22 protein-coding genes are annotated in these 20405 nt (G+C 38.8%); all 22 read right to left on the bottom strand.

Going from position 1 to position 20405, the window contains the following annotated elements; translation table 11 throughout:
• Nucleotides 1-22: 22 nt before the first annotated feature.
• Entirely contained in the window at nt 23-889 is an 867-nt protein-coding gene (atpG, locus tag CD138_RS00660) for an ATP synthase F1 subunit gamma (RefSeq protein ID WP_019169300.1), read from the bottom strand.
• A 37-nt stretch (nt 890-926) separates the two neighbouring features.
• Nucleotides 927-2438 carry a F0F1 ATP synthase subunit alpha gene (gene atpA / locus CD138_RS00655; protein WP_019169299.1) on the bottom strand — a complete coding sequence of 504 codons (1512 nt, stop codon included), beginning with the start codon at nt 2436-2438 and terminating at the stop codon, nt 927-929.
• A gap of 26 nt (nt 2439-2464) precedes the next feature.
• On the bottom strand, nt 2465-3004 hold the full coding sequence (locus CD138_RS00650; RefSeq protein WP_019169298.1) for a F0F1 ATP synthase subunit delta: 540 nt from the start codon (nt 3002-3004) through the stop codon (nt 2465-2467).
• A complete protein-coding gene (locus CD138_RS00645; RefSeq protein ID WP_096560154.1) occupies nt 3004-3528 on the bottom strand; it encodes a F0F1 ATP synthase subunit B in 525 nt (174 codons plus the stop codon). Before CD138_RS00645 ends, CD138_RS00650 begins: the two co-directional genes overlap by 1 nt.
• Before the next feature lie 160 nt (nt 3529-3688).
• Nucleotides 3689-3901 (bottom strand): F0F1 ATP synthase subunit C, encoded by a 213-nt coding sequence (gene atpE, locus CD138_RS00640; protein ID WP_014613343.1) that lies wholly within the window; start codon nt 3899-3901, stop codon nt 3689-3691.
• Between the two features lie 42 nt (nt 3902-3943).
• The gene (atpB, locus tag CD138_RS00635; RefSeq protein WP_019169296.1) at nt 3944-4666 is read right to left on the bottom strand and encodes a F0F1 ATP synthase subunit A; all 723 of its coding nucleotides are present in this window, start codon (nt 4664-4666) and stop codon (nt 3944-3946) included.
• A gap of 37 nt (nt 4667-4703) precedes the next feature.
• Nucleotides 4704-5057 (bottom strand): ATP synthase subunit I, encoded by a 354-nt coding sequence (locus CD138_RS00630; protein ID WP_019169295.1) that lies wholly within the window; start codon nt 5055-5057, stop codon nt 4704-4706.
• 168 nt (nt 5058-5225) lie between these two features.
• The gene (gene wecB / locus CD138_RS00625) at nt 5226-6365 is read right to left on the bottom strand and encodes a non-hydrolyzing UDP-N-acetylglucosamine 2-epimerase (protein WP_019169294.1); all 1140 of its coding nucleotides are present in this window, start codon (nt 6363-6365) and stop codon (nt 5226-5228) included.
• A gap of 22 nt (nt 6366-6387) precedes the next feature.
• Nucleotides 6388-7017 (bottom strand): uracil phosphoribosyltransferase, encoded by a 630-nt coding sequence (gene upp, locus CD138_RS00620; RefSeq protein ID WP_019169293.1) that lies wholly within the window; start codon nt 7015-7017, stop codon nt 6388-6390.
• Between the two features lie 33 nt (nt 7018-7050).
• Nucleotides 7051-8289 (bottom strand): serine hydroxymethyltransferase, encoded by a 1239-nt coding sequence (gene glyA / locus CD138_RS00615; protein ID WP_019169292.1) that lies wholly within the window; start codon nt 8287-8289, stop codon nt 7051-7053.
• Between the two features lie 20 nt (nt 8290-8309).
• On the bottom strand, nt 8310-8837 hold the full coding sequence (locus CD138_RS00610; protein ID WP_019169291.1) for a TIGR01440 family protein: 528 nt from the start codon (nt 8835-8837) through the stop codon (nt 8310-8312).
• 117 nt (nt 8838-8954) lie between these two features.
• Nucleotides 8955-9380: a low molecular weight protein arginine phosphatase gene (locus CD138_RS00605; RefSeq protein ID WP_019169290.1), complete on the bottom strand. Its 426-nt coding sequence runs from the start codon at nt 9378-9380 to the stop codon at nt 8955-8957.
• A complete protein-coding gene (locus CD138_RS00600) occupies nt 9377-10429 on the bottom strand; it encodes an L-threonylcarbamoyladenylate synthase (RefSeq protein ID WP_019169289.1) in 1053 nt (350 codons plus the stop codon). The genes CD138_RS00605 and CD138_RS00600 overlap by 4 nt, the downstream gene beginning before the upstream one ends.
• Nucleotides 10430-10588: 159 nt before the next feature.
• The gene (gene prmC, locus CD138_RS00595; RefSeq protein WP_019169288.1) at nt 10589-11455 is read right to left on the bottom strand and encodes a peptide chain release factor N(5)-glutamine methyltransferase; all 867 of its coding nucleotides are present in this window, start codon (nt 11453-11455) and stop codon (nt 10589-10591) included.
• Nucleotides 11445-12521, bottom strand: a complete 1077-nt coding sequence (gene prfA, locus CD138_RS00590; protein WP_019169287.1) for a peptide chain release factor 1 — start codon at nt 12519-12521, stop codon at nt 11445-11447. Before prfA ends, prmC begins: the two co-directional genes overlap by 11 nt.
• Nucleotides 12521-13123, bottom strand: coding sequence for a thymidine kinase (locus CD138_RS00585; RefSeq protein ID WP_019169286.1), 603 nt, complete (start codon nt 13121-13123; stop codon nt 12521-12523). Before CD138_RS00585 ends, prfA begins: the two co-directional genes overlap by 1 nt.
• A gap of 426 nt (nt 13124-13549) precedes the next feature.
• Complete coding sequence (locus CD138_RS00580) at nt 13550-13804, bottom strand: type B 50S ribosomal protein L31 (RefSeq protein WP_014613331.1); 255 nt, start codon at nt 13802-13804, stop codon at nt 13550-13552.
• Between the two features lie 122 nt (nt 13805-13926).
• Nucleotides 13927-15240, bottom strand: coding sequence for a transcription termination factor Rho (rho, locus tag CD138_RS00575; protein ID WP_019169285.1), 1314 nt, complete (start codon nt 15238-15240; stop codon nt 13927-13929).
• 407 nt (nt 15241-15647) lie between these two features.
• Complete coding sequence (locus CD138_RS00570) at nt 15648-17078, bottom strand: aldehyde dehydrogenase family protein (protein WP_019169284.1); 1431 nt, start codon at nt 17076-17078, stop codon at nt 15648-15650.
• A gap of 232 nt (nt 17079-17310) precedes the next feature.
• Nucleotides 17311-17640, bottom strand: a complete 330-nt coding sequence (locus CD138_RS00565; RefSeq protein ID WP_019169283.1) for a winged helix-turn-helix transcriptional regulator — start codon at nt 17638-17640, stop codon at nt 17311-17313.
• Nucleotides 17641-17687: 47 nt separating this feature from the next.
• Nucleotides 17688-18953: a UDP-N-acetylglucosamine 1-carboxyvinyltransferase gene (gene murA / locus CD138_RS00560; RefSeq protein WP_019169282.1), complete on the bottom strand. Its 1266-nt coding sequence runs from the start codon at nt 18951-18953 to the stop codon at nt 17688-17690.
• Between the two features lie 358 nt (nt 18954-19311).
• Complete coding sequence (gene fdaB, locus CD138_RS00555; protein WP_019169281.1) at nt 19312-20184, bottom strand: class IIb fructose-bisphosphate aldolase FdaB; 873 nt, start codon at nt 20182-20184, stop codon at nt 19312-19314.
• Nucleotides 20185-20405 lie beyond the last annotated feature (221 nt).

Here is a 20405-nt window from a genome sequence, read left to right as displayed (position 1 = left end):
TTCTTCCTCCTTATAATCAAAATTATTCTAACGCTGCTGAACCACCAACAATTTCAGTAATTTGTTGTGTAATGGCTGCTTGTCGCGCTCGGTTATATTGTAATGATAAATCGTCAATCATTTCTGTTGCATTATCTGAGGCATTCTTCATTGCATTCATACGTGACGCATGTTCACTTGCTTTTGCATCAAGAATCGTGCCATAAATTAAACTCTCAATATATTGAGGTAATAATATTTTAAGAATGGCATCTTTATCTGGCTCAAATTCATAAGTGGCCATTGCACCGTGACCTAAGCTAGAGTCCTCTGGAGATAATGGTAATAATTTTTTACTGCTAGGCTTATTCTCGATTACACTTACGTAATGGCTATAGTAGATGTGTAATTCATCAATTTGTTCATCTACGTATAAATCGATCGCACGTTTGCCGATTGCCTGAATGGTTTTGAATGCAGGTTGATCTGGAATGTCAGTCAACGTATTTTCAAGTTGATAGCCACGGTTTTGTAAAAATGTCGCACCGATTTGTCCAAGTACGATAATACGGTACTCTTCAGGACTGTTATGACGTTGTTCGATGTCACGAAGCATTTTCTTCAACACGTTCGCACTATATGCACCCGCCAGTCCACGATCGCTCGTAATGACCATATAACCTACACGTTTCACTGGACGTTCGTTCAACATCGGGTGTGTTGAAACTCTATTTGATCCCGCGATTGCTGTAATTGCGTCTTTCATTTTTTCCATATAAGGACGAAATGTCATCACATTCTTCTCGGCTTTACGCAATTTAGAACTTGAAACCATGTTCATCGCATTCGTAATCTGCTTCGTCTTTTTCGTCGATTTGATACGTGAATCAATTTCTTTTAATGAAGCCACTATCTCACCACCTTATCTATTTTAATCATCTGTTCAATTATTCTTCTGAAGCTTTAAACCCTTTTTTGAATTCATTGATTGCTGATTCAAATTTTTCGTCTGCAGGTAGGCCACCTGTTTCGCGAATTTCAGTAAAGATTTCGTTCGCGTTAGATTTTGTCCATTCGATAATTTCAGCTTCGAATCGTGTAATATCGACAACTGGAATATCATCTAAATAACCACGCGTTAACGCATAAATAATCAATACTTGGTGTTCAACTGGAAGTGGTTTGTTTTGGTCTTGTTTTAACACTTCAACCGTACGTTTACCACGTTCTAATTTACTTGCTGTTGCTTCATCAAGATCAGAACCGAACTGCGCAAATGATTCAAGTTCACGATAAGATGCTAAGTCAAGACGTAATGTCCCGGCAACTTTCTTCATCGCTTTGATTTGTGCAGATCCCCCTACACGTGAAACTGATAGACCCGCATTAATCGCTGGACGGATACCAGAGAAGAATAAGTCTGATTGTAAGAAGATTTGACCATCAGTAATTGAGATAACGTTTGTTGGAACGTATGCTGAGATATCCCCTGCTTGTGTTTCAACGAATGGTAAGGCTGTAATCGAACCGCCACCTAATTCATCATTTAACTTCGCCGCACGCTCTAATAAACGACTATGTAGGTAGAATACATCACCTGGATATGCTTCACGACCTGGTGGACGACGTAATAATAATGATAACTCACGGTATGCTGCCGCTTGTTTTGTTAAATCATCATAGACGATTAAAACATGTTTACCATTGAACATGAATTCTTCGCCCATAGTTACACCCGCATATGGTGCGATGTATAACATTGGTGCTGGTTGTGCTGCTGATGCAGAAACAACGATTGTGTAATCTAATGCGCCGGCTTGACGTAATTTTTCAACTGCCGCACGAACAGTAGATTCTTTTTGACCAATAGCAACATAGATACAAATCATATCTTGGTCTTTTTGGTTTAAAATCGTATCAATCGCTACTGTTGTTTTACCCGTTTGACGGTCACCGATGATTAACTCACGTTGACCACGACCAATTGGTACAAGGGCATCGATTGCTTTAATCCCTGTTTGAAGTGGTTCATCAACAGATTTACGCGCCATAACACCTGTTGCTTTTTTCTCGATAGGACGTGTTTTTGTTGTATTTAATGGGCCTTGTCCATCAATAGGTTGACCTAATGAGTTAACTACACGACCGATCAGTTCTTCACCTACAGGTACTTCCATGATACGACCTGTACGTTTCACTTCGTCGCCTTCTTTAATCTCATCATAAGGACCTAAAATAACGACACCCACGTTTGTTTCTTCTAAGTTTTGTGCCAGTCCAAGTACACCGTTATGGAATTCTAATAACTCACCAGCCATAACGTCGTTCAATCCGTGAACTAATGCAATACCGTCACCAATTTGAATAACTGTACCTACATCCGTTACAGACATTTCTGACTCATAGTTTTCAATTTGTGAGCGAAGTAATGCACTAATTTCTTCAGCTTTTATGGCCATCTATGTCACTCCTCCATTTAATCTAATTAATGTGCTCTGTTAAATTTCTTAACGAGTTGATTTAAATCATTTTGAATACTACCGTCATAGACTTTAGTGCCGATCTTCACACGTACGCCACCAATCAGTTCTTCATTTACAGTAGAATGAATGATTAAATCTTTAAGTCCTGTACGATCTAACAATGCGTTTTTCACTTGCAATACTTCATCTTCATTTAAAGTTGAAGCTGATTCAAGATAGGCATCTGCAAGACCGTGGAATTGATAATACTGTGCTTCAAATGCTTTGAAAATAGCAGGTAAAAAATGTAAATTACGGTGCCCCGCAACAATTTTCAACGTATTCATCAAATAAGGTTGTGTCCCTGCAAAAACATTATCTACAATATGGCGTCTATCCGCTATCGTAATTTTCGGTTCATAATCGATGCTTTTTAAGTAATCTATTTGACTTTGAACAGCCGTATTGATTTCTGTAAATTCATCGTATACTTCGGATAAAACATTGTTTGATAATGCGACATCATACAGTGCTTGGGCATATTTTTGAGCAACGTCAGCCATTACTTATCCCCTACCTCTTTAACGTACTTCTCAATTAAAGCTTTTTGATCTTGTTCAGAGATTTCTTTACGTAATACTTTTGATGCGATCAGTACTGAGAGTTCCGATACTTGATTGTTAATTTCTGCTAATGCACGTTCTTTTTCACTCTTAATTTCACTTTGTGCCGTTTCAAGCATACCATTAGCACGTTGATTGGCTTCATGAAGGATTTCTTCTTGTTGACGTCTTGCTTGTAACTTCGCATCTTCAAGAATTTTATGAACTTCATCTTGTGTTTCTTTAAGTTTTTGTCTATTTTCTTCTTCTAAACGTTGCGCATTCAATTTTGCACGTTCTGCATCATCAATGTCTTGATTAATTGAACGCTCACGATCGTCCATGACTTTTTTAAGTGGTCCCCAAGCGAACTTTTTAAGTAGTGCAAGTAAAATGAGGAAAGTTACTACTGTTACGATAATATCCCCGATGTTCACTCCACCACCTGCTGCTGCAAGGGTAAATAAATTAGCAGTCACTATGATGTACACTCCTTTCAACCATTTCATCTGTTCAAACAATAAAAACGAATGGCGAAAGCCTAAGCTAAACTAGACTTCGCCCCTGACAAATGTTTTTCAAATGTAAAATAAGAAATGAACAATTGTCTTAATAACGTCATGCTTCCTAACTGATTAACTTCGATTAAATGAATAATACGATGAATGTAATAACTACGCCGATGATAGGAAGTGCCTCTACTAAACCGATACCGATGAACATAATTGACATTAATTGTGTACGTGCTTCTGGTTGACGTGCTACACCTTCAACTGTTCTAGAAACGATTAAACCGTTACCAATACCTGCACCTAATGCTGATAATCCGATTGCGATTGCTGCTGCGATTAAATTCATTATATAAATCCTCCTAATTGTTTTTTAATTTTAATTTTTATTTTAATGGTTGTCTGCTACTTTATGTGACATATACACCATTGATAACATGATAAAGATATAGGCTTGGATTGAGCCTACGAAAATTGAAAAGCCTTGCCAAATGATTAATCCTGGAATACCAATAATAAAACCAAATGCAACTGTCAAAGTTACTTTTGAAAGTAATCCTAACAAAATCTCACCAGCATAGATGTTACCGTAAAGACGTAGACCTAACGTCAATGTTGATGCAAACTCTTCAAAGACATTAATAGGAAGTAATGCCAAATACGGTTTTGTATAACCTTTAAGATAAGCTTTAGGACCTCTCATTTTAACACCATAGTAATGTGTTAAGAGCACCATCATCGTTGCGAGTGTCAAAGTCACATGCGCATCTGCAGTTGGTGACTTCCACCATAGTGTATGACCATTCACGAACTGAAATGGCAACCCTAGCATATTCGCCACAAAAATAAATAAAATTAATGTGACCGCTAAGAAGTGAAATTGTCCACCTTTTGACCATGCCATATTACTTTCAATAATGCCACGGACAAAATCAAAGACCCATTCGATGAAGTTTTGTGCGCCTTTAGGTCTTTTCTGGAGGTTGCGCGTACATAAGACTGCAATTACAAATACTATCACTGCTGTTATTATCAACATCATAATAGTAGATAAGTTGAAATTAATATCTACTCCCAGAAAATTCCAAGTCACCACGGGATGTTTGTGATCCATTCTAGATTTCACCTCTTTTCAAAAAATAATTCAATTCTTATTCCTTCTTTAACAAAGGACGAAAAACCATTAACACATATGAAACCATCAATCCTATGAGCACACCGAGTATATGTATTTGCGCTTGAAAGAGCACCCAAATGACACATGCTAGTATTGCAACGAGATAGCGCCAACCATTCCCTGTTGAAACAGGTTCTGTTATGTAACGCTTTGATCGCCACAAATAATATTCAAAAATGCATGTATTCACGATAGATGCAATAATCCCTACGATGAGCCCAAGTACAATCGGTTTTTGCACGTCTAATGTAAAAAGGATTAATAGCCCTGCTAAAATCGTAGCGTAATATGTTAAAAACGGCTGAAACATTTTATAAAAACGATTCATATTGAGCCTCTTTTCTGCCTTAAGACACAATTCTGAAAGCCGTTCCATACATACAACTTTCATAATAATATAGGGTGAAAAGTGTGTCAATTGCACAATTAAAAGGGTCAATTTTTATAAAATGAATTGTCACAATTTCGACACATTCTTCCCCATGATCATGTTCCTTTATTTTTTCACTTGAAATGGTGCGGGTTTTTGCTCGATTAAACCGAAAAAGTGTTTAATATTTTCACAAATACGTAGCGACGCTTGCCCATCACCATATGGATTTTGTGCGACACTCATCGCTTCGTATAATGCTTCATCCGTTAACAAAGCTTTCGTTGCTTCGTAAACATCTGCTTCATCAGTGCCGACAAGTCGGAGCGTACCTGCTTCTACACCTTCTGGACGCTCTGTTGTGTCTCGAAGTACGAGCACAGGCTTGCCGAGTGAAGGTGCTTCTTCTTGTACACCACCTGAATCCGTCAAAATAAAGTGTGCTTGATGTGCGAAGTTGTGAAAATCAACAACTTCAAGTGGTTCAATTAATTCGATACGTTCATGGTCACTTAAATGTTCATAAGCAATTTCACGAACTTTAGGATTTTTATGCATTGGGTAGACGATGACCGCATCTTCAAATTCATCAACAATGCGTCTCGCCGCTTTAAAAATATGATGCATTGGTTCTCCAATATTTTCACGACGGTGCGCAGTAAGTAGGATAATACGCTGATCTTGATGACGTTGAATGATTTCTGAGTGGTATTGTGGATTGACTGTTGTATGCATCGCGTCAATCGCTGTATTACCCGTTACAACAACCTTTTCAGGATCTTTATTTTCTTGCAATAAGTTTGCTTGTGCCTGTTCAGTCGGTGCAAAATGTAAATCAGCCATAATACCGGTCATTTGACGATTCATTTCTTCTGGGAATGGAGAATATTTATTCCAAGTTCTTAACCCGGCTTCAACATGACCAATGCTAATCTCGTTGTAAAATGCAGCGAGACTTCCTGCAAAAGTCGTTGTTGTATCTCCATGGACCAATATCATATCTGGTTGTGCCTGTTTGATGACATCTTCTAACCCAAGTAACACGCGTGATGTCACTTCTGATAACGTCTGCCCCTGCTTCATCACATTTAAGTCATAATCAGGTTCAATCCCAAACGTTTCTAATACAGAATCTAACATTTCGCGGTGTTGTGCAGTGACAACGACAATAGGTTCTAATGCTTCATCTTTTTTCAGCTGTAAAACGAGTGGTGCCATTTTAATCGCTTCAGGCCTTGTACCAAAAATCGTCATTATCCTTTTCATGTCAATGCGCTCCTTATATGAATTATTTTGTACCGAATAATCGGTCTCCAGCATCGCCGAGACCAGGGATGATGTAAGCATTGTCATCTAACTTTTCATCCAATGCGGCAATAAAAATATCCACATCTTCATGTGCGGCTTGAAGTTTTTCAACGCCTTCTGGAGCGGCAATTAAGCACATAAAACGAATATGTTTCGCACCTCGTTTTTTCAATGAGTTAATTGCTTCGATCGCTGATGCACCCGTTGCAAGCATTGGGTCGACTACGATGATTTCGCGTTCTTCAATATCTTGTGGTAGTTTCACAAAATATTCAATCGCTTCAAGTGTTTCAGGGTCACGATATAAACCTACATGACCGATTCTTGCTGCCGGTACAAGGTTTAAGATCCCTGTTGTCATACCAAGCCCCGCACGTAAAATCGGTACAAAGGCAAGTTTTTTACCTGATAAACGTTTCGCGATAGCTTTTGTGACTGGTGTTTCAATTTCAACATCTATTAATTCTAAATCACGTGTCACTTCATAAGCCATGAGCATACCGACCTCATCGACTAACTCACGAAATGCTTTTGTACCCGTGTTGACATCACGAATATAGCTTAACTTATGTTGAATTAAAGGGTGATCAAATACATGTACTTTACCCATGTGATTGCCTCCGTTTGTTCTAAAATAATCGGTTTATTGATATAAAGGGAATTTTTCTGTCAACGCTTGAACACGTGACTTCGCGTCTGCTAAAACTTTTTCGTCTTCGTGATTTTTAAGGACATCGCTAATGATACGGCCCACTTCTTCAAATGCTTTTTCATCAAAACCACGCGTCGTAGCAGCTGGTGTACCTAAACGAATACCACTTGTAACGAAAGGCTTTTCTTGATCAAATGGAATCGTATTTTTATTACATGTAATACCGATTTCATCAAGTGCTTCTTCTGCGACTTTACCAGTAATGCCAACTGAACCTTTGACGTCTACTGATACAAGATGGTTGTCTGTACCACCAGATACAATTCTGAAGCCATTGTCTTTTAAAGTTTTTGCAAGCATTTGTGCATTCTTAATGACTTGTTGTTGATACGTTTTGAATTCTGGTTGTAATGCTTCTCCAAATGCAACAGCTTTCGCAGAGATCACATGCTCAAGTGGACCACCTTGAATGCCAGGGAAAATTGTTTTATCAATCTCTTTTTTATATTCTTCTTTACATAAAATCATACCGCCACGAGGACCACGTAATGTTTTATGTGTTGTTGTTGTAACGAAATCCGCAAATTCAACTGGGTTTTGGTGAAGACCCGCTGCAACAAGCCCTGCAATATGTGCCATATCTACCATTAACTTCGCGCCGACTTCATCAGCAATTTCTTTAAATTTCTTGAAGTCAATTGAACGTGAATATGCAGATGCACCTGCTACAATTAACTTTGGCTTGTGTTCTTTAGCTAACTTACGAACTTCTTCATAGTCAATATGCTCTTCTTCTTTAGATACACCATATTCCACAAAATTGTAGAACTTACCACTAAAGTTAACGGGTGAACCGTGCGTTAAGTGACCGCCATGACTTAAATTCATGCCGAGTACAGTGTCACCATGTTCAAGTGCAACAAGATATACTGCCATATTTGCTTGTGAACCAGAATGGGGTTGTACATTAACATGTTCAGCATTGAAAAGTGCTTTTGCTCTATCAATTGCAAGCTGTTCAGTTTGGTCTACAAATACACAACCACCATAGTAACGGCGTCCAGGATAACCTTCAGCATATTTGTTCGTCATCACTGAACCTTGTGCTTCCATCACTGCTTCAGATACAAAGTTCTCAGATGCGATAAGTTCAATGCTTGTGTTTTGACGATGAAACTCTTTTTGAATACTTTCAAATACAGACTTATCTTGTTTAGCAAGAAATGACATAGACAATTCCCTCTTTTCTGTTAAAGTTGATATTTAGCACGTTCGCCCCCGATTTTTTTCGGTCGAGATGTTGCTACAGTGACAATTGCTTGGCCAACTTGTTTCACTGTAGTCCGAACAGGTACTGCCACATGCTTGAGATGCATACCAATCAATGTTTGACCGATATCAATACCTTTGTCAGCTCGGATGTGTTCAACAACCATGGGCGCTTCCATATGACGATATGCATGCGTTGACAATGAACCCCCAGCATGCACATCTGGAACGACAGATACCTCAGTCATCACATAGGGATCAAAATCTTTACGCTCGATAGTGATGGCACGATTGATATGCTCACAACCTTGGAACGCAAATGAAACACCTGTCTCCTGTTGAATCTTAACAAGTGCTTCGAAAATTTCCTTTGCGACATCTATCGAACCAGTCGTGCCGATACGCGCCCCTTGAACTTCAGAAGTCGAACAACCTATGACACATATCTCACCTGCATTAAAAAACGATTGGGCTTTAAGTTCTTCCAATAATTGATTTAATTCCTTCATATGATTACCCCCTTGTCAAACGTATGAGTCAAAAAAACAATCATTAAAGAACGACGAAACATGCTATACGTTCTTTATTATAACTTATTTTTTCTTCAACTTATACTGATTATACAATTATTCTGTTACTAATTTAGACTTTAACTTTTCGATCATCCGTGTCAATTGATTAAAGACTTGTTCATATGATTCAAACGCCCCACCATAAGGGTCTTCCACAGCCATATCTTCATCTACATAATCATTTAATGCATACACGTTCACTTCTGCTCCATACACGGCCTGAATCATTTGTTGATGCGAACGCGTCATTGTTAAAATTAAATCCGCTTCAGCATCACGTGCGTCAAATAATTGTGCAGTATTGGGATTCGGTAATTCATGACGCTGTATCAATTCACGACTATGAGGTGAAATCGGCTGACCTTCCTGTGCCATCAACCCTCTTGAAACAATTTCAAAATCTGGCATTAATTGTTTCGCAATGCTTTCCGCTAACGGACTACGACACGTGTTGCCCGTACATACAAATACGATTTTCATAATGACTCATCCTTTACAACTTGTTGGCTGACCGCTTTAAGCATTCGGTTTCTTAATGCTTCTGTTTCAAAATTATCATCAAATCCATAAATATACGCCATGTCGACATCATCTAATTGGTCTAATTGATGTAACACGTCATACAGATTATGGTTTGCACCTTGAATATCGGTTTCGCTTTCACTCATCACAATGACTTGCGCACTTGTTGGCAAAAACTTTTTCTTCGTTTCAGGCACGATAAATGTAATTTTCGACCAGTCCTCATGTGCGCGTTCATCAATCGGTGCATTCAACTGTTCTATCATTTTCAGAGGGGTTGACGGTGCGTAATGACGATATTTCATCCCTGGTGCAATGGGCTTTTCAGTAGCTAGTGGTATGTGACTTTCAATCGATTGCGGCAAAATATCATTTAACATGTTGCGCGTAATCGTACCTGGCCGTGCAATTCGAAATGGAAATGATGTACAATCTACAACCGTACTTTCCAATCCTGCATCACTTTGCGTAGAATGCATGATGCCATCCACACGCTGATTCAAATCATTAAACGCATGTTCAAACGTTGTTGGAGAAGGACGCCCACTTAAATTTGCGCTTGGTGCTGCAATCGGCAAATCGACTGCTTTTAACAATGCTAAAGCTACAGGATGACTCGGCATACGCACTGCAACGGAATTTAATCCACCCGTGACACGATCACATAAGAATCCTTGTTTTAACGGTAAAATAAAGGTGATCGGTCCTGGCCAAAAAGCTTCCATTAATCTACGCGTCGCATCCGAAATATCTGCGACAAAGTCATCAAGCTGATCCGTATCATGAATGTGTACGATTAAAGGATTATCGGAAGGACGACCTTTTGCTTCATAGATTTTACGAATAGCTACATCGTCTTTCGCATTCCCCCCTAAACCGTAAACCGTTTCTGTAGGTAGTACGACGAGACCGCCATTTTGTAATGTTTTGATAATTTCTGGTAATTTCGGATATTCGTCTAAACGTGTTGTATAATCTCGAACATCCCAAATTTTCGTTTCTGACATTAACGTCCACCTCTCCTTCACTTCTATTTTACTATAAAAATAAAAATGGATGCATGACTTCAATCATAAGATAGGTCTTAGATTTTAATGTCGTACATCCATTTTTAATTACTGTTAAGTATGACACCGCGCCATGATTACAAGCGCGGCTAAGTCATTTTAATTGTGCGCCAACGTCGGTGATGACGGTGTACGCCATTTAAAATGAAAGATCCGTGCATGGCCGTTGATATCATTAATCACATTCGTCGTGATATGCGGATATAACTGTTGCATCATCCGCGTCAACTGTACACCTTGTTGGAAACCAATTTCAAAGACGACTGGCGCACCTTCTTGCATCACATATGGTAAATCACGTAATATTGCGGCATACACTTGATAACCTTCTTGTTCTGCAAACAGTGCGACATGCGGTTCATATTGAATGACACTGACATCCATCAAATCACGTTCATGTTCACCAATATACGGTGGATTAGAAATTAAACCATCCAGTCGAATACCTTGATCAATGAGCGGTTGTAATGCATTACCTTGTAGAAAAGTGATGTCTTGTTGCAGACGCTGTGCATTTTCTTGTGCGACCGTTAACGCTTGAGACGAAATGTCTGTTGCAAACACATGTAGTTCAGGTCTTTCAGCTTTTAATGTGACTGCGATCGCACCACTTCCTACACCAATATCAGCGACACATGTTGCATCTTTGAGTTGATTTAAAAAGTACTGCACCACTTCTTCTGTTTCAGGTCTCGGAATAAGTACATCCGAGTTCACTTTAAATGGACGACCGTAAAATTCAGCTTGACCGACAACATATTGTACTGGCATGCCCGTGAGTAGTTCGGTTAAACCTTCATCGAGCTGTGTTCGCGTTGTTTCTGGAATCATCGTCATTTCATTTAAAATCAGTGACGTTCGTGACCATTGCATTGTATCCATCAAGAACCATTGGATGGCGTTCACGTCGTACCCTTTGTCCCTCATTTGCTGCTCAGCATGTTGGCGCCACTGTTTATAATTCACCAGTATTAAGCTCTTTCAACTTCTCAGTTTGTTCATGCATCGTTAACGCATCCACAATTTCATCCAACTTGCCTTCCATAATTTGGTCTAATTTTTGCAATGTTAAACCAATACGGTGGTCAGTTACACGGCTTTGTGGGTAGTTATATGTACGAATACGTTCTGAACGGTCACCCGTACCCACCGCTGACTTACGTTGCGCTGCATATTTTTGTTGTTCTTCTTGCAACTTCATATCATATAAGCGCGCTTTCAATACTTTCATCGCTTTTTCACGGTTTTGAATTTGCGATTTTTCTGAAGACGTCGCAATGACCCCAGTTGGAATATGGGTAATACGAACGGCAGAGTCAGTCGTATTGACGTGCTGTCCACCCGCACCACTTGAACGATACGTATCAATTTTCAAGTCTTCATTACGGATTTCAATTTCTACATCCTCAACTTCCGGGAGTACTGCCACAGTAGCCGTTGATGTATGAATACGACCACCTGACTCTGTTTCAGGGACACGTTGAACACGGTGTGCACCATTTTCATATTTCAACTTACTGTATGCACCATCTCCAGAAACAGAGAAACTGATTTCTTTGTAGCCACCGTGATCACTTTCTGTCGCTTCTACAATTTCAAGTTTAAAACGATGTGACTCTGCAAACTTTGAATACATACGGAATAGATCCCCCGCAAAAATCGCCGCTTCATCGCCACCTGCAGCCCCACGAATTTCCACAATAACGTCTTTTTCGTCATTTGGATCTTTAGGGATGAGTAATAATTTTAACTGCTCTTCAAGTTCAGGCACTTGCGCTTTTAATGCAGCTGCTTCTTCTTTTAACATTTCAACTTCATCAGCGTCATCTGTTTCAGCAAGCATTAATTCAATTTCCTCAGTATCTTCTTTCACTTGTTTATATTGACGGTACACTTCTACCGTTTTCTGTAATTCGGATTGTTCTTTAGAATATTTTCTAAGAAGATTTGAATCACTGACAACTTCTGGATCGCTTAACAATTCATTCAGTTGTTCATAACGTTCTTCAACAATGTCTAATTGATCAAACATTATTCCAACGCCTCCTTATCATTTTCACTCGGTGCGACAATATGATGTGCACGACAACGTGGCTCATAGCTTTCATTTGCACCTACAAGTATAATCGGATCATCCACTTTTGCAGGTTTGCCATCAATTAATCGTTGTGTACGACTCGATGACGCCCCACAAACAGCACAGACCGCTTGCAATTTTGTAATATGTTCACTCACCGCTAACATTTCAGGAACAGGGTGAAAAGGTTCGCCTTTAAAATCCATATCAAGACCTGCAGTAATGACGCGATACCCTCTTTCGGCAAGCGTTTCTGCAATATCTACAATCTCACGATCAAAAAATTGAATTTCATCAATACCGATAATATCGACACCATTTAAGTCATGATGCCATATCTCACTTGCTTTAGAAATATTTATCGCTTCTATTTCATTTCCATTATGAGAAACGACTTTTTCTTTGTGGTAGCGGTCGTCAATGGTCGGTTTAAATACAACCACTTTTTGCTTTGCATAGACACCTCGGCGTAAGCGTCTGATGAGCTCTTCTGACTTACCACTAAACATGCTTCCAGTAATGCATTCTATCCAACCTGAATGGTACGCTTCATACATGATTCTTTCCACCTTTATCAAAACAAAATCAATTCATTATATCATAAAATATGCGTATTCGTTGATGTAATTCGTATGTATATCAAAATTCATAAAATGATCGCTTTTTTAATTTGAAATCGTGTATACACAGTTGCCAATGTGTGATGTCAGTTCATTCTCTGATTTCATACTTGTCAGTCACCACTATTACTGGTCAGCGCAACATCTTAAAATATCTCTCAGATGATGCACGCACACGCAACAAATCAAGCAATAAAAAAGTGGGTACACAATCTAATGGTTTAGATTTCGTTTACCCACTTTAACACACAACACGTCCTCTTATGATGCAGTATCAAAGAAAACGTGTTGGCGTATCGTTTATTCACATTTCATCAAGCACAAAGTTTGAGCGGATGACTATCCACCCAAGCCATTGTTGTCTTAGTTGTCTGATTTGAGACCAAATTTTTTGTTGAAACGTTCCACACGACCATCTGCCGCAGCAAATTTTTGACGTCCTGTGTAGAATGGATGTGAATCAGAAGAAATATCTAAACGAATAACTGGGTACTCGTTACCATCTTCCCATTCCATTGTTTCGTTTGAAAATTTAGTAGAACCACTTAAAAATTTGTAATCTGTTGTCGTATCTAAAAAGATAACTTTACGGTATTCTGGATGAATCCCTTGTTTCATAATTTTCAGCTCCTTTGCCCTGAACCATCCGGAACAGAGTTATTTGTGAGTTTTTACCCAATACTTAAACATTATATAGGCCGGATGATGAAATTGCAACCCTACATCTGAAATAATTAAAATTAAATAATAGGTTTTCCTGTCTTACTACTTTCAGCCGCACTTTGTTGTAAGACTTCGAAAAATTCGGCATTGGATTTTGTTTTCTTCAACTTACGAATGAAACGCTCTGTAAAGTCAGGTGAATTTGAAAACATATTGCGCAATTGCCACAAGCTATCCAATTCATTTTTCGGAACGAGGAGTTCTTCTTTACGTGTCGAACTTCTAGAAATATCAATCGCTGGGAAAATGCGACGTTCTGAAAGGCGTCGATCTAAGTGTAGCTCCATGTTGCCTGTTCCTTTAAATTCCTCATAAATCATGTCATCCATACGTGAGCCTGTATCGACTAATGCAGTGGCTAAAATCGTTAAACTTCCGCCTGCTTCGATGTTTCTGGCAGCACCAAAAAATGTTTTAGGACCATGTAATGACGCTGGATCTAAACCACCAGACAACGTACGACCACTTGGCGGTACAACAAGGTTATACGCACGTGCTAAACGTGTAATTGAATCCATTAAAATAATGACATCTTCACCAATTTCTACAAGACGTTTTGCACGTTCAAGTAATAATTCAGCTACTTTTACATGATGTTTTGGATGTTCATCAAACGTAGAGTGCACGACTTCCGCTTCATCGACTGAGCGTTCGATATCAGTCACTTCTTCTGGTCGTTCTCCGATGAGTAATATGAAAAGTTTCGCATTCGGTTTGTTCGTAACAATCGCATTAGCAATTTCTTTGAGTAAAGTGGTTTTCCCTGCTTTAGGTGGTGCAACAATTAAACCACGCTGACCTAGACCAATAGGCGTAATTAAGTCCATGACACGTGTTGAATAGTTTTGAGACTCTGTTTCTAATTTGATTCGTTCATCTGGATATAAAGGTGTAAGAGCTTGGAAGTGAGGGCGTTTTTTGACTTCTTCTGCGTTATGATCATTTACAAAGTCAACTTGTAGTAATCCATAATATTTTTCGTTTTCTTTCGGCTTTCGAACTTTTCCGGTTACTTTATCTCCTAATTTTATTTCGAATCGGCGAATTTGACTTGCAGAAATATATATATCTTTTTCACCTTTTGAGAAGTTAACCGTTCTTAAAAATCCGTAACCATCTTGTTGGATATCATCGAGGATACCTTCCATATAGTAGTTTCCATCTTGTTCCATTTGTGCTTCCATGATTGCAAGTACGAGTTCTTTTTTGTTTAATTTACTATAGTTAACAAGTTTAAGAGATTTTGCCTTTTCAGTGAGGGCCTTAGTTGTATAATTCTTGTATAATTCATGAAAAGATTCATATTGCGGAGACGTTCTTTCCCTTGACATGTTAAACACTCATTTCGTTTTAAATTCTTTATTAATCGCAAATGTTACGATTAAACCTAACTATATCAAATAATAACGGTTATGACAAAACTTCAATGGTCATGATGCCAAAAATCCGAATTTCATACATCCTATTTTTTCAATAAATACCATCAATTATGCACATTATTTTATATTGACCCCATTTTGCGCCACGGAAATGTCATGAAACGTCCATAAATTGAAAATCATCCATTTCACGTGTACCGTTCAGCCCATTTTGCCTTTATTGTTCATACGTTCAATTTTTCTAATAGTAAAAAAGAAAGGACTAGGAAAGCGTCATTGATCTCCTAATCCTCTCTCAATTTGTTTGACGAACATCATGAATAATAAAAGCGCGCTCACTTTTATTGACTTAACAACGATTACCCTTTGTAGTAGCCTGCAATGGATTTCACTTCTAAAAATTCTTCAATTCCGAAGTCTCCCCATTCGCGACCAATACCTGATTGCTTATAACCACCAAATGGTAAATCAGGCGTACGTCCGGCTTCGTTAATTTCAATCGTACCTGCTTCAATTGCGCGTGCAACACGAATCAAGTTATCTTTATTTTTACCGAAAACATAACCTGCAAGGCCATATTTGGTATCGTTGGCAATTTCAATCGCTTCGTCTAAATCTTTATACGTAATAATTGACATCACAGGTCCAAAAATTTCTTCTTGGGCGATTGTCATTTGATTGTTCACATTTGTAAAGATGGTTGGCTTAGCGAAATAACCTTTTTCGAGGCCATCCGGTTTACCTGTACCACCATAAAAGAGTTCCGCACCTTCATCGATACCTTTTTGAATATAGTCCTGCACTTGGTTGTATTGCTTTTCACTGACAATAGGCCCCATTTGTGTTTCAGCATTTTGTGGATCGCCCACTTTAACTTTCGCCATTTGCTTTTTCACTTCTTTGAGGAAATCGTCTTTAATGCTTTCTGGTACAAGCGTACGTGTGCCTGCTGTACACACTTGACCTGTATTATTAACAACTTTCTTTACTGCTGCTTGAGCTGCCTCTTCAAGGTCTGCATCATCTAAAACAATAAATGGCGATTTACCCCCTAATTCAAGTGATACTTTTTTGAAATCTTTGCTCGCTGCTTCCATAATTTTTGAGCCTGTACCACCAGAACCAGTGAACGAAACCATACGAACATCCGGATGATGACTTAACGGTGTACCGACACCTTCACCGTCACCATTCACTAAGTTAAACACACCTTTTGGAACGCCAACTTTATCGAAAATTTCAGCTAAAATGATTGCTGCATAAGGCGTCATTTCAGATGGTTTGAGTACAACTGGACTTCCTGCCGCAAATGCTGCTGCTAACTTAAGTGAAGTTTGGTTTGTTGGAAAGTTCCATGGCGTAACCAGTCCTGCAACACCAATGGCTTCTTTCACGATTAAGTTGTCTCCACGACGTTCTTCAAATTGGAAAGTATCTAACGCATCACGTGCAGCTTTAAAGTGATTTAATCCCATTTGATAGTGCACTTTTTCTGATTGCGTGATGGGTGCACCCAGTTCTAAAGTCATCGCTTCGATTAAATCATCTTTACGATTTTCATATTCTTTAACAATACGATCTAACAATGCTTGTCGTTCTTTAACAGAAGTGTTACGAAACGAAAGATACACGTCATGGGCAGCTTGAACTGCTTGATCTACATCCGCTTTATTCCCTTTTGCGATATGCCCTAATACTTCTTCCGTGGCTGGGTTGATGACTGCCATTGTTTCACCACTATTGCTTTCAACCCATTCACCATTAATATATTGCTTTGTTTGATCTCTCATGAACAAACACTCCTTCGTTTAATGTCATATCCATTGTATTGCCATGTTGAGTCATTTTCAAACCTGACAAAACAAATCGAAAATATTCTATCATTGCATCTCCCCATTGAAAAGTGAATCTACCGTTTTCTATACAAGGATTTGAGCGGAACAACGCAACGTACAAAAAAGAGTAAGCACATACGCAATATCGTCGCGTCGGCTTACTCTTTCCTATTATCTTTTTAAAAGCTTATTGCACTTTTTCTTTTAAATCAATATAATCATGTGCCCAAGTTTCGAGGGGTTCTAATGCACGTGCCAATGCCACCCCTTTTTCTGTTAAATGGTAACAAACTGATGGTGGGTTTGTAGAGATGACTTCTTTCGTTAATAAACCTGCATCAGCCAATTCAGCTACTTTCATTGACAATGCTCTATTGGTAATAGGACGTAAATCTCTTCTCATCTCTGAAAAATGCGCTTTATATTCATCGCGGGTAGAAAGGTAATGTAAAATTAAACCGTTCCAACTGCGCCCTAATATTTTAAATGTTTCTTCTAAATATGGACATACTTCCATGGTTATCACCTCGCATTTTTAAATTTGTGATAACAACACATAACAGATTAAGCCTCAACTTGCTCCGTCCAAATATCTGCACCTAACGCTTTAAGTGTTTTCACAATATCTGTATAACCTCGGTAAATATGTTTAACATTGTAAATCGTTGTCACACCTTCTGCTAACAATCCCGCTACGATAAGGCATGCACCTGCGCGTAAGTCACTAGCATACACTTCAGCGCCGGTTAATTGTGAAGGTTTCACTGTCGCAGTACCTCGGTCTGCCGTTATCAATCCATTCATCTTTTGTAATTCTTGCACATGTCTAAAGCGCTCTGGATAAATCGTTTCAGTGACAAAACTAGGTCCATTTGCTAGGAAGAGTAAAGGTGTAATAGGTTGTTGTAAATCTGTTGCAAATCCGGGGTATACGAGCGTTTTAATATCCACGCTTTTGTATGGTGCAGCAGCTTGGACAATCATGTAGTCATCGCCTGTCTCTATTGTAACACCTAACTCTTTCAATTTCACAGTGAGCGGCTCCATATGTTTCGGAATGATGTTGTCGATATGTATCGACTCACCACAAGCAGCCGCAATGCACATGTACGTTCCCGCTTCGATACGATCCGGAATAATAGCGTGACGACTCCCGTGTAAATGCGACACACCTACAATTTTAATCGAACTTGTGCCCGCACCTGTGATCTTTGCACCCATACTATTTAAAAAGTTGGCAACATCAACGACTTCTGGCTCTTTTGCTGCATTCTCGATAATGGTTTGCCCTTCCGCACGTGTCGCAGCCAGCATAATATTAATTGTTGCACCTACACTGACAATGTCTAAGTAAATGTTCGCGCCGATCAAACGGTCAGCTTCAATTTTCATTGATGTCATGCTCGATTCATCCACCGTTGCACCTAAAGCCTTAAAACCTTTAATATGTTGGTCTATCGGTCTCGGCCCAAGTGGACATCCGCCAGGTAGACCAATGACGCACTTTTTAAAACGGCCGAGCATCGCCCCCATCATATAATAAGAAGCACGCAAAGATTCAACTTTATTGTTCGGCAAAGGGGCATTTTCAATCTGTGTTGGGTCTACTGATAAAGTTGTACCGTTGAGTTCGGTCTTAATGTTTAAATCTCCCAATAAACTGACTAAAGTTTCAACGTCAGAAATTTGCGGTAAGCCATCTAAAGTGACCGGTGCTTCTGCCATTAATGTCGCAGGTATAATGGCAACTGAACTGTTTTTTGCACCATTAATTTCAACACTTCCTTTTAAAGTTTGACCACCTCGTATTTTAATCACTTCTTGTGCCATGTCATTGAACTCCTTTTCCCTTGCTCATATTAACCTTGCAATACTATATTAAAAGCATTATAAAGTAAATTTTTTCAAATTGCAAAATGAAAAAACGACGATTGGCTATGTTTCGCTATACGATGTGTTCAATTTTTGAAAATGTGAATGAACAACAACAACTTCACGCATCTTTAAAACGCATCGCATTCGACACATTTTGAACTTTCCCCTCATCATTGTACGATCAAAGTTATGATGAAAATACGAAAAAGAGAGTAACCGACTCACAACTTGTGATCATGTTACTCTCTTTTAAATTAAATCATGTACACACTGCACAAAATTGTGAAAGGTGTGTGACATCTTTTAAAAACAATTAACCTTTAATGTTATCCGCTTTACCAGAAGTACCGAACTCTCTAATTTTACCGATAACTGTTTCTTTAATCGCTTCACGTGCAGGTCCTAAGTATTTACGTGGATCGTAAACTTCTTTGTCTTGATCCAATACTTCACGAACACGTTTTGCTGAAGCAATTTGGTTTTCAGTGTTAACATTAATTTTAGCTGTACCGAATGAAATCGCTTTTTTAATGTCGTGTGTAGGGATGCCCGTACCACCGTGTAATACTAATGGTAAACCAGTTGACGCACCGATTTCTTCCATTTCTTTAAAGCCTAAGTTTGGTTCACCTTTGTATGGACCATGAACTGAACCTAATGCAGGTGCTAATGTATCAATACCTGTAGCTTTAACTAAGTTTTGACACTCGATAGGGTCTGCATAAATCACACCGTCAGCAACAACGTCATCTTCTTGACCGCCAACAGTTCCTAATTCAGCCTCAACAGATACACCACGTTCGTGCGCGTATTCTACAACTTTTTTCGTGATTTTCACGTTGTCTTCGTATGGCTCATGTGAAGCATCGATCATTACAGATGTGAAACCTGCATCAATCGCTTCTTTACATTTTTCAAAGCTTGAACCATGGTCTAAATGAATTGCAACAGGAATTGTAATTTCGTAGTCATGTAATAGTCCCTCTACCATTTTAACTACAGTATAGAAGCCACCCATGTAACGTGCTGCCCCTTCAGATACACCAAGAATTACAGGTGCATTCTCTTCTTGAGACGCTTGTAAAATCGCTTGTGTAAACTCCAAGTTGTTTAGGTTATATTGACCTACAGCATAACCATTTTCTTTTGCGTCGATTAACATTTCTTTCATTGAAACTAAAGGCATGAAAGTTCCTCCTTGCGTGCATGTCGCACGAATATTTATAAATACAGTATAGCAAAGTCATAGTTAATATGCACCGCAAAACCACACTAAATTTGTGAAAAATATCGTAATTTCACATGTAAGCGCAACCATTGCTGTAGATTGATTCTGACACTATTATTCTATAAAATGAATGTTGAAATTCGAAGCGTTCATCGCTGTTACAAAACCAAAAATTCAAT

This window comes from Staphylococcus intermedius NCTC 11048, from assembly GCF_002902385.1.
Taxonomy (GTDB): domain Bacteria; phylum Bacillota; class Bacilli; order Staphylococcales; family Staphylococcaceae; genus Staphylococcus; species Staphylococcus intermedius.
This window is presented reverse-complemented; position numbering and strand designations above follow the sequence as displayed.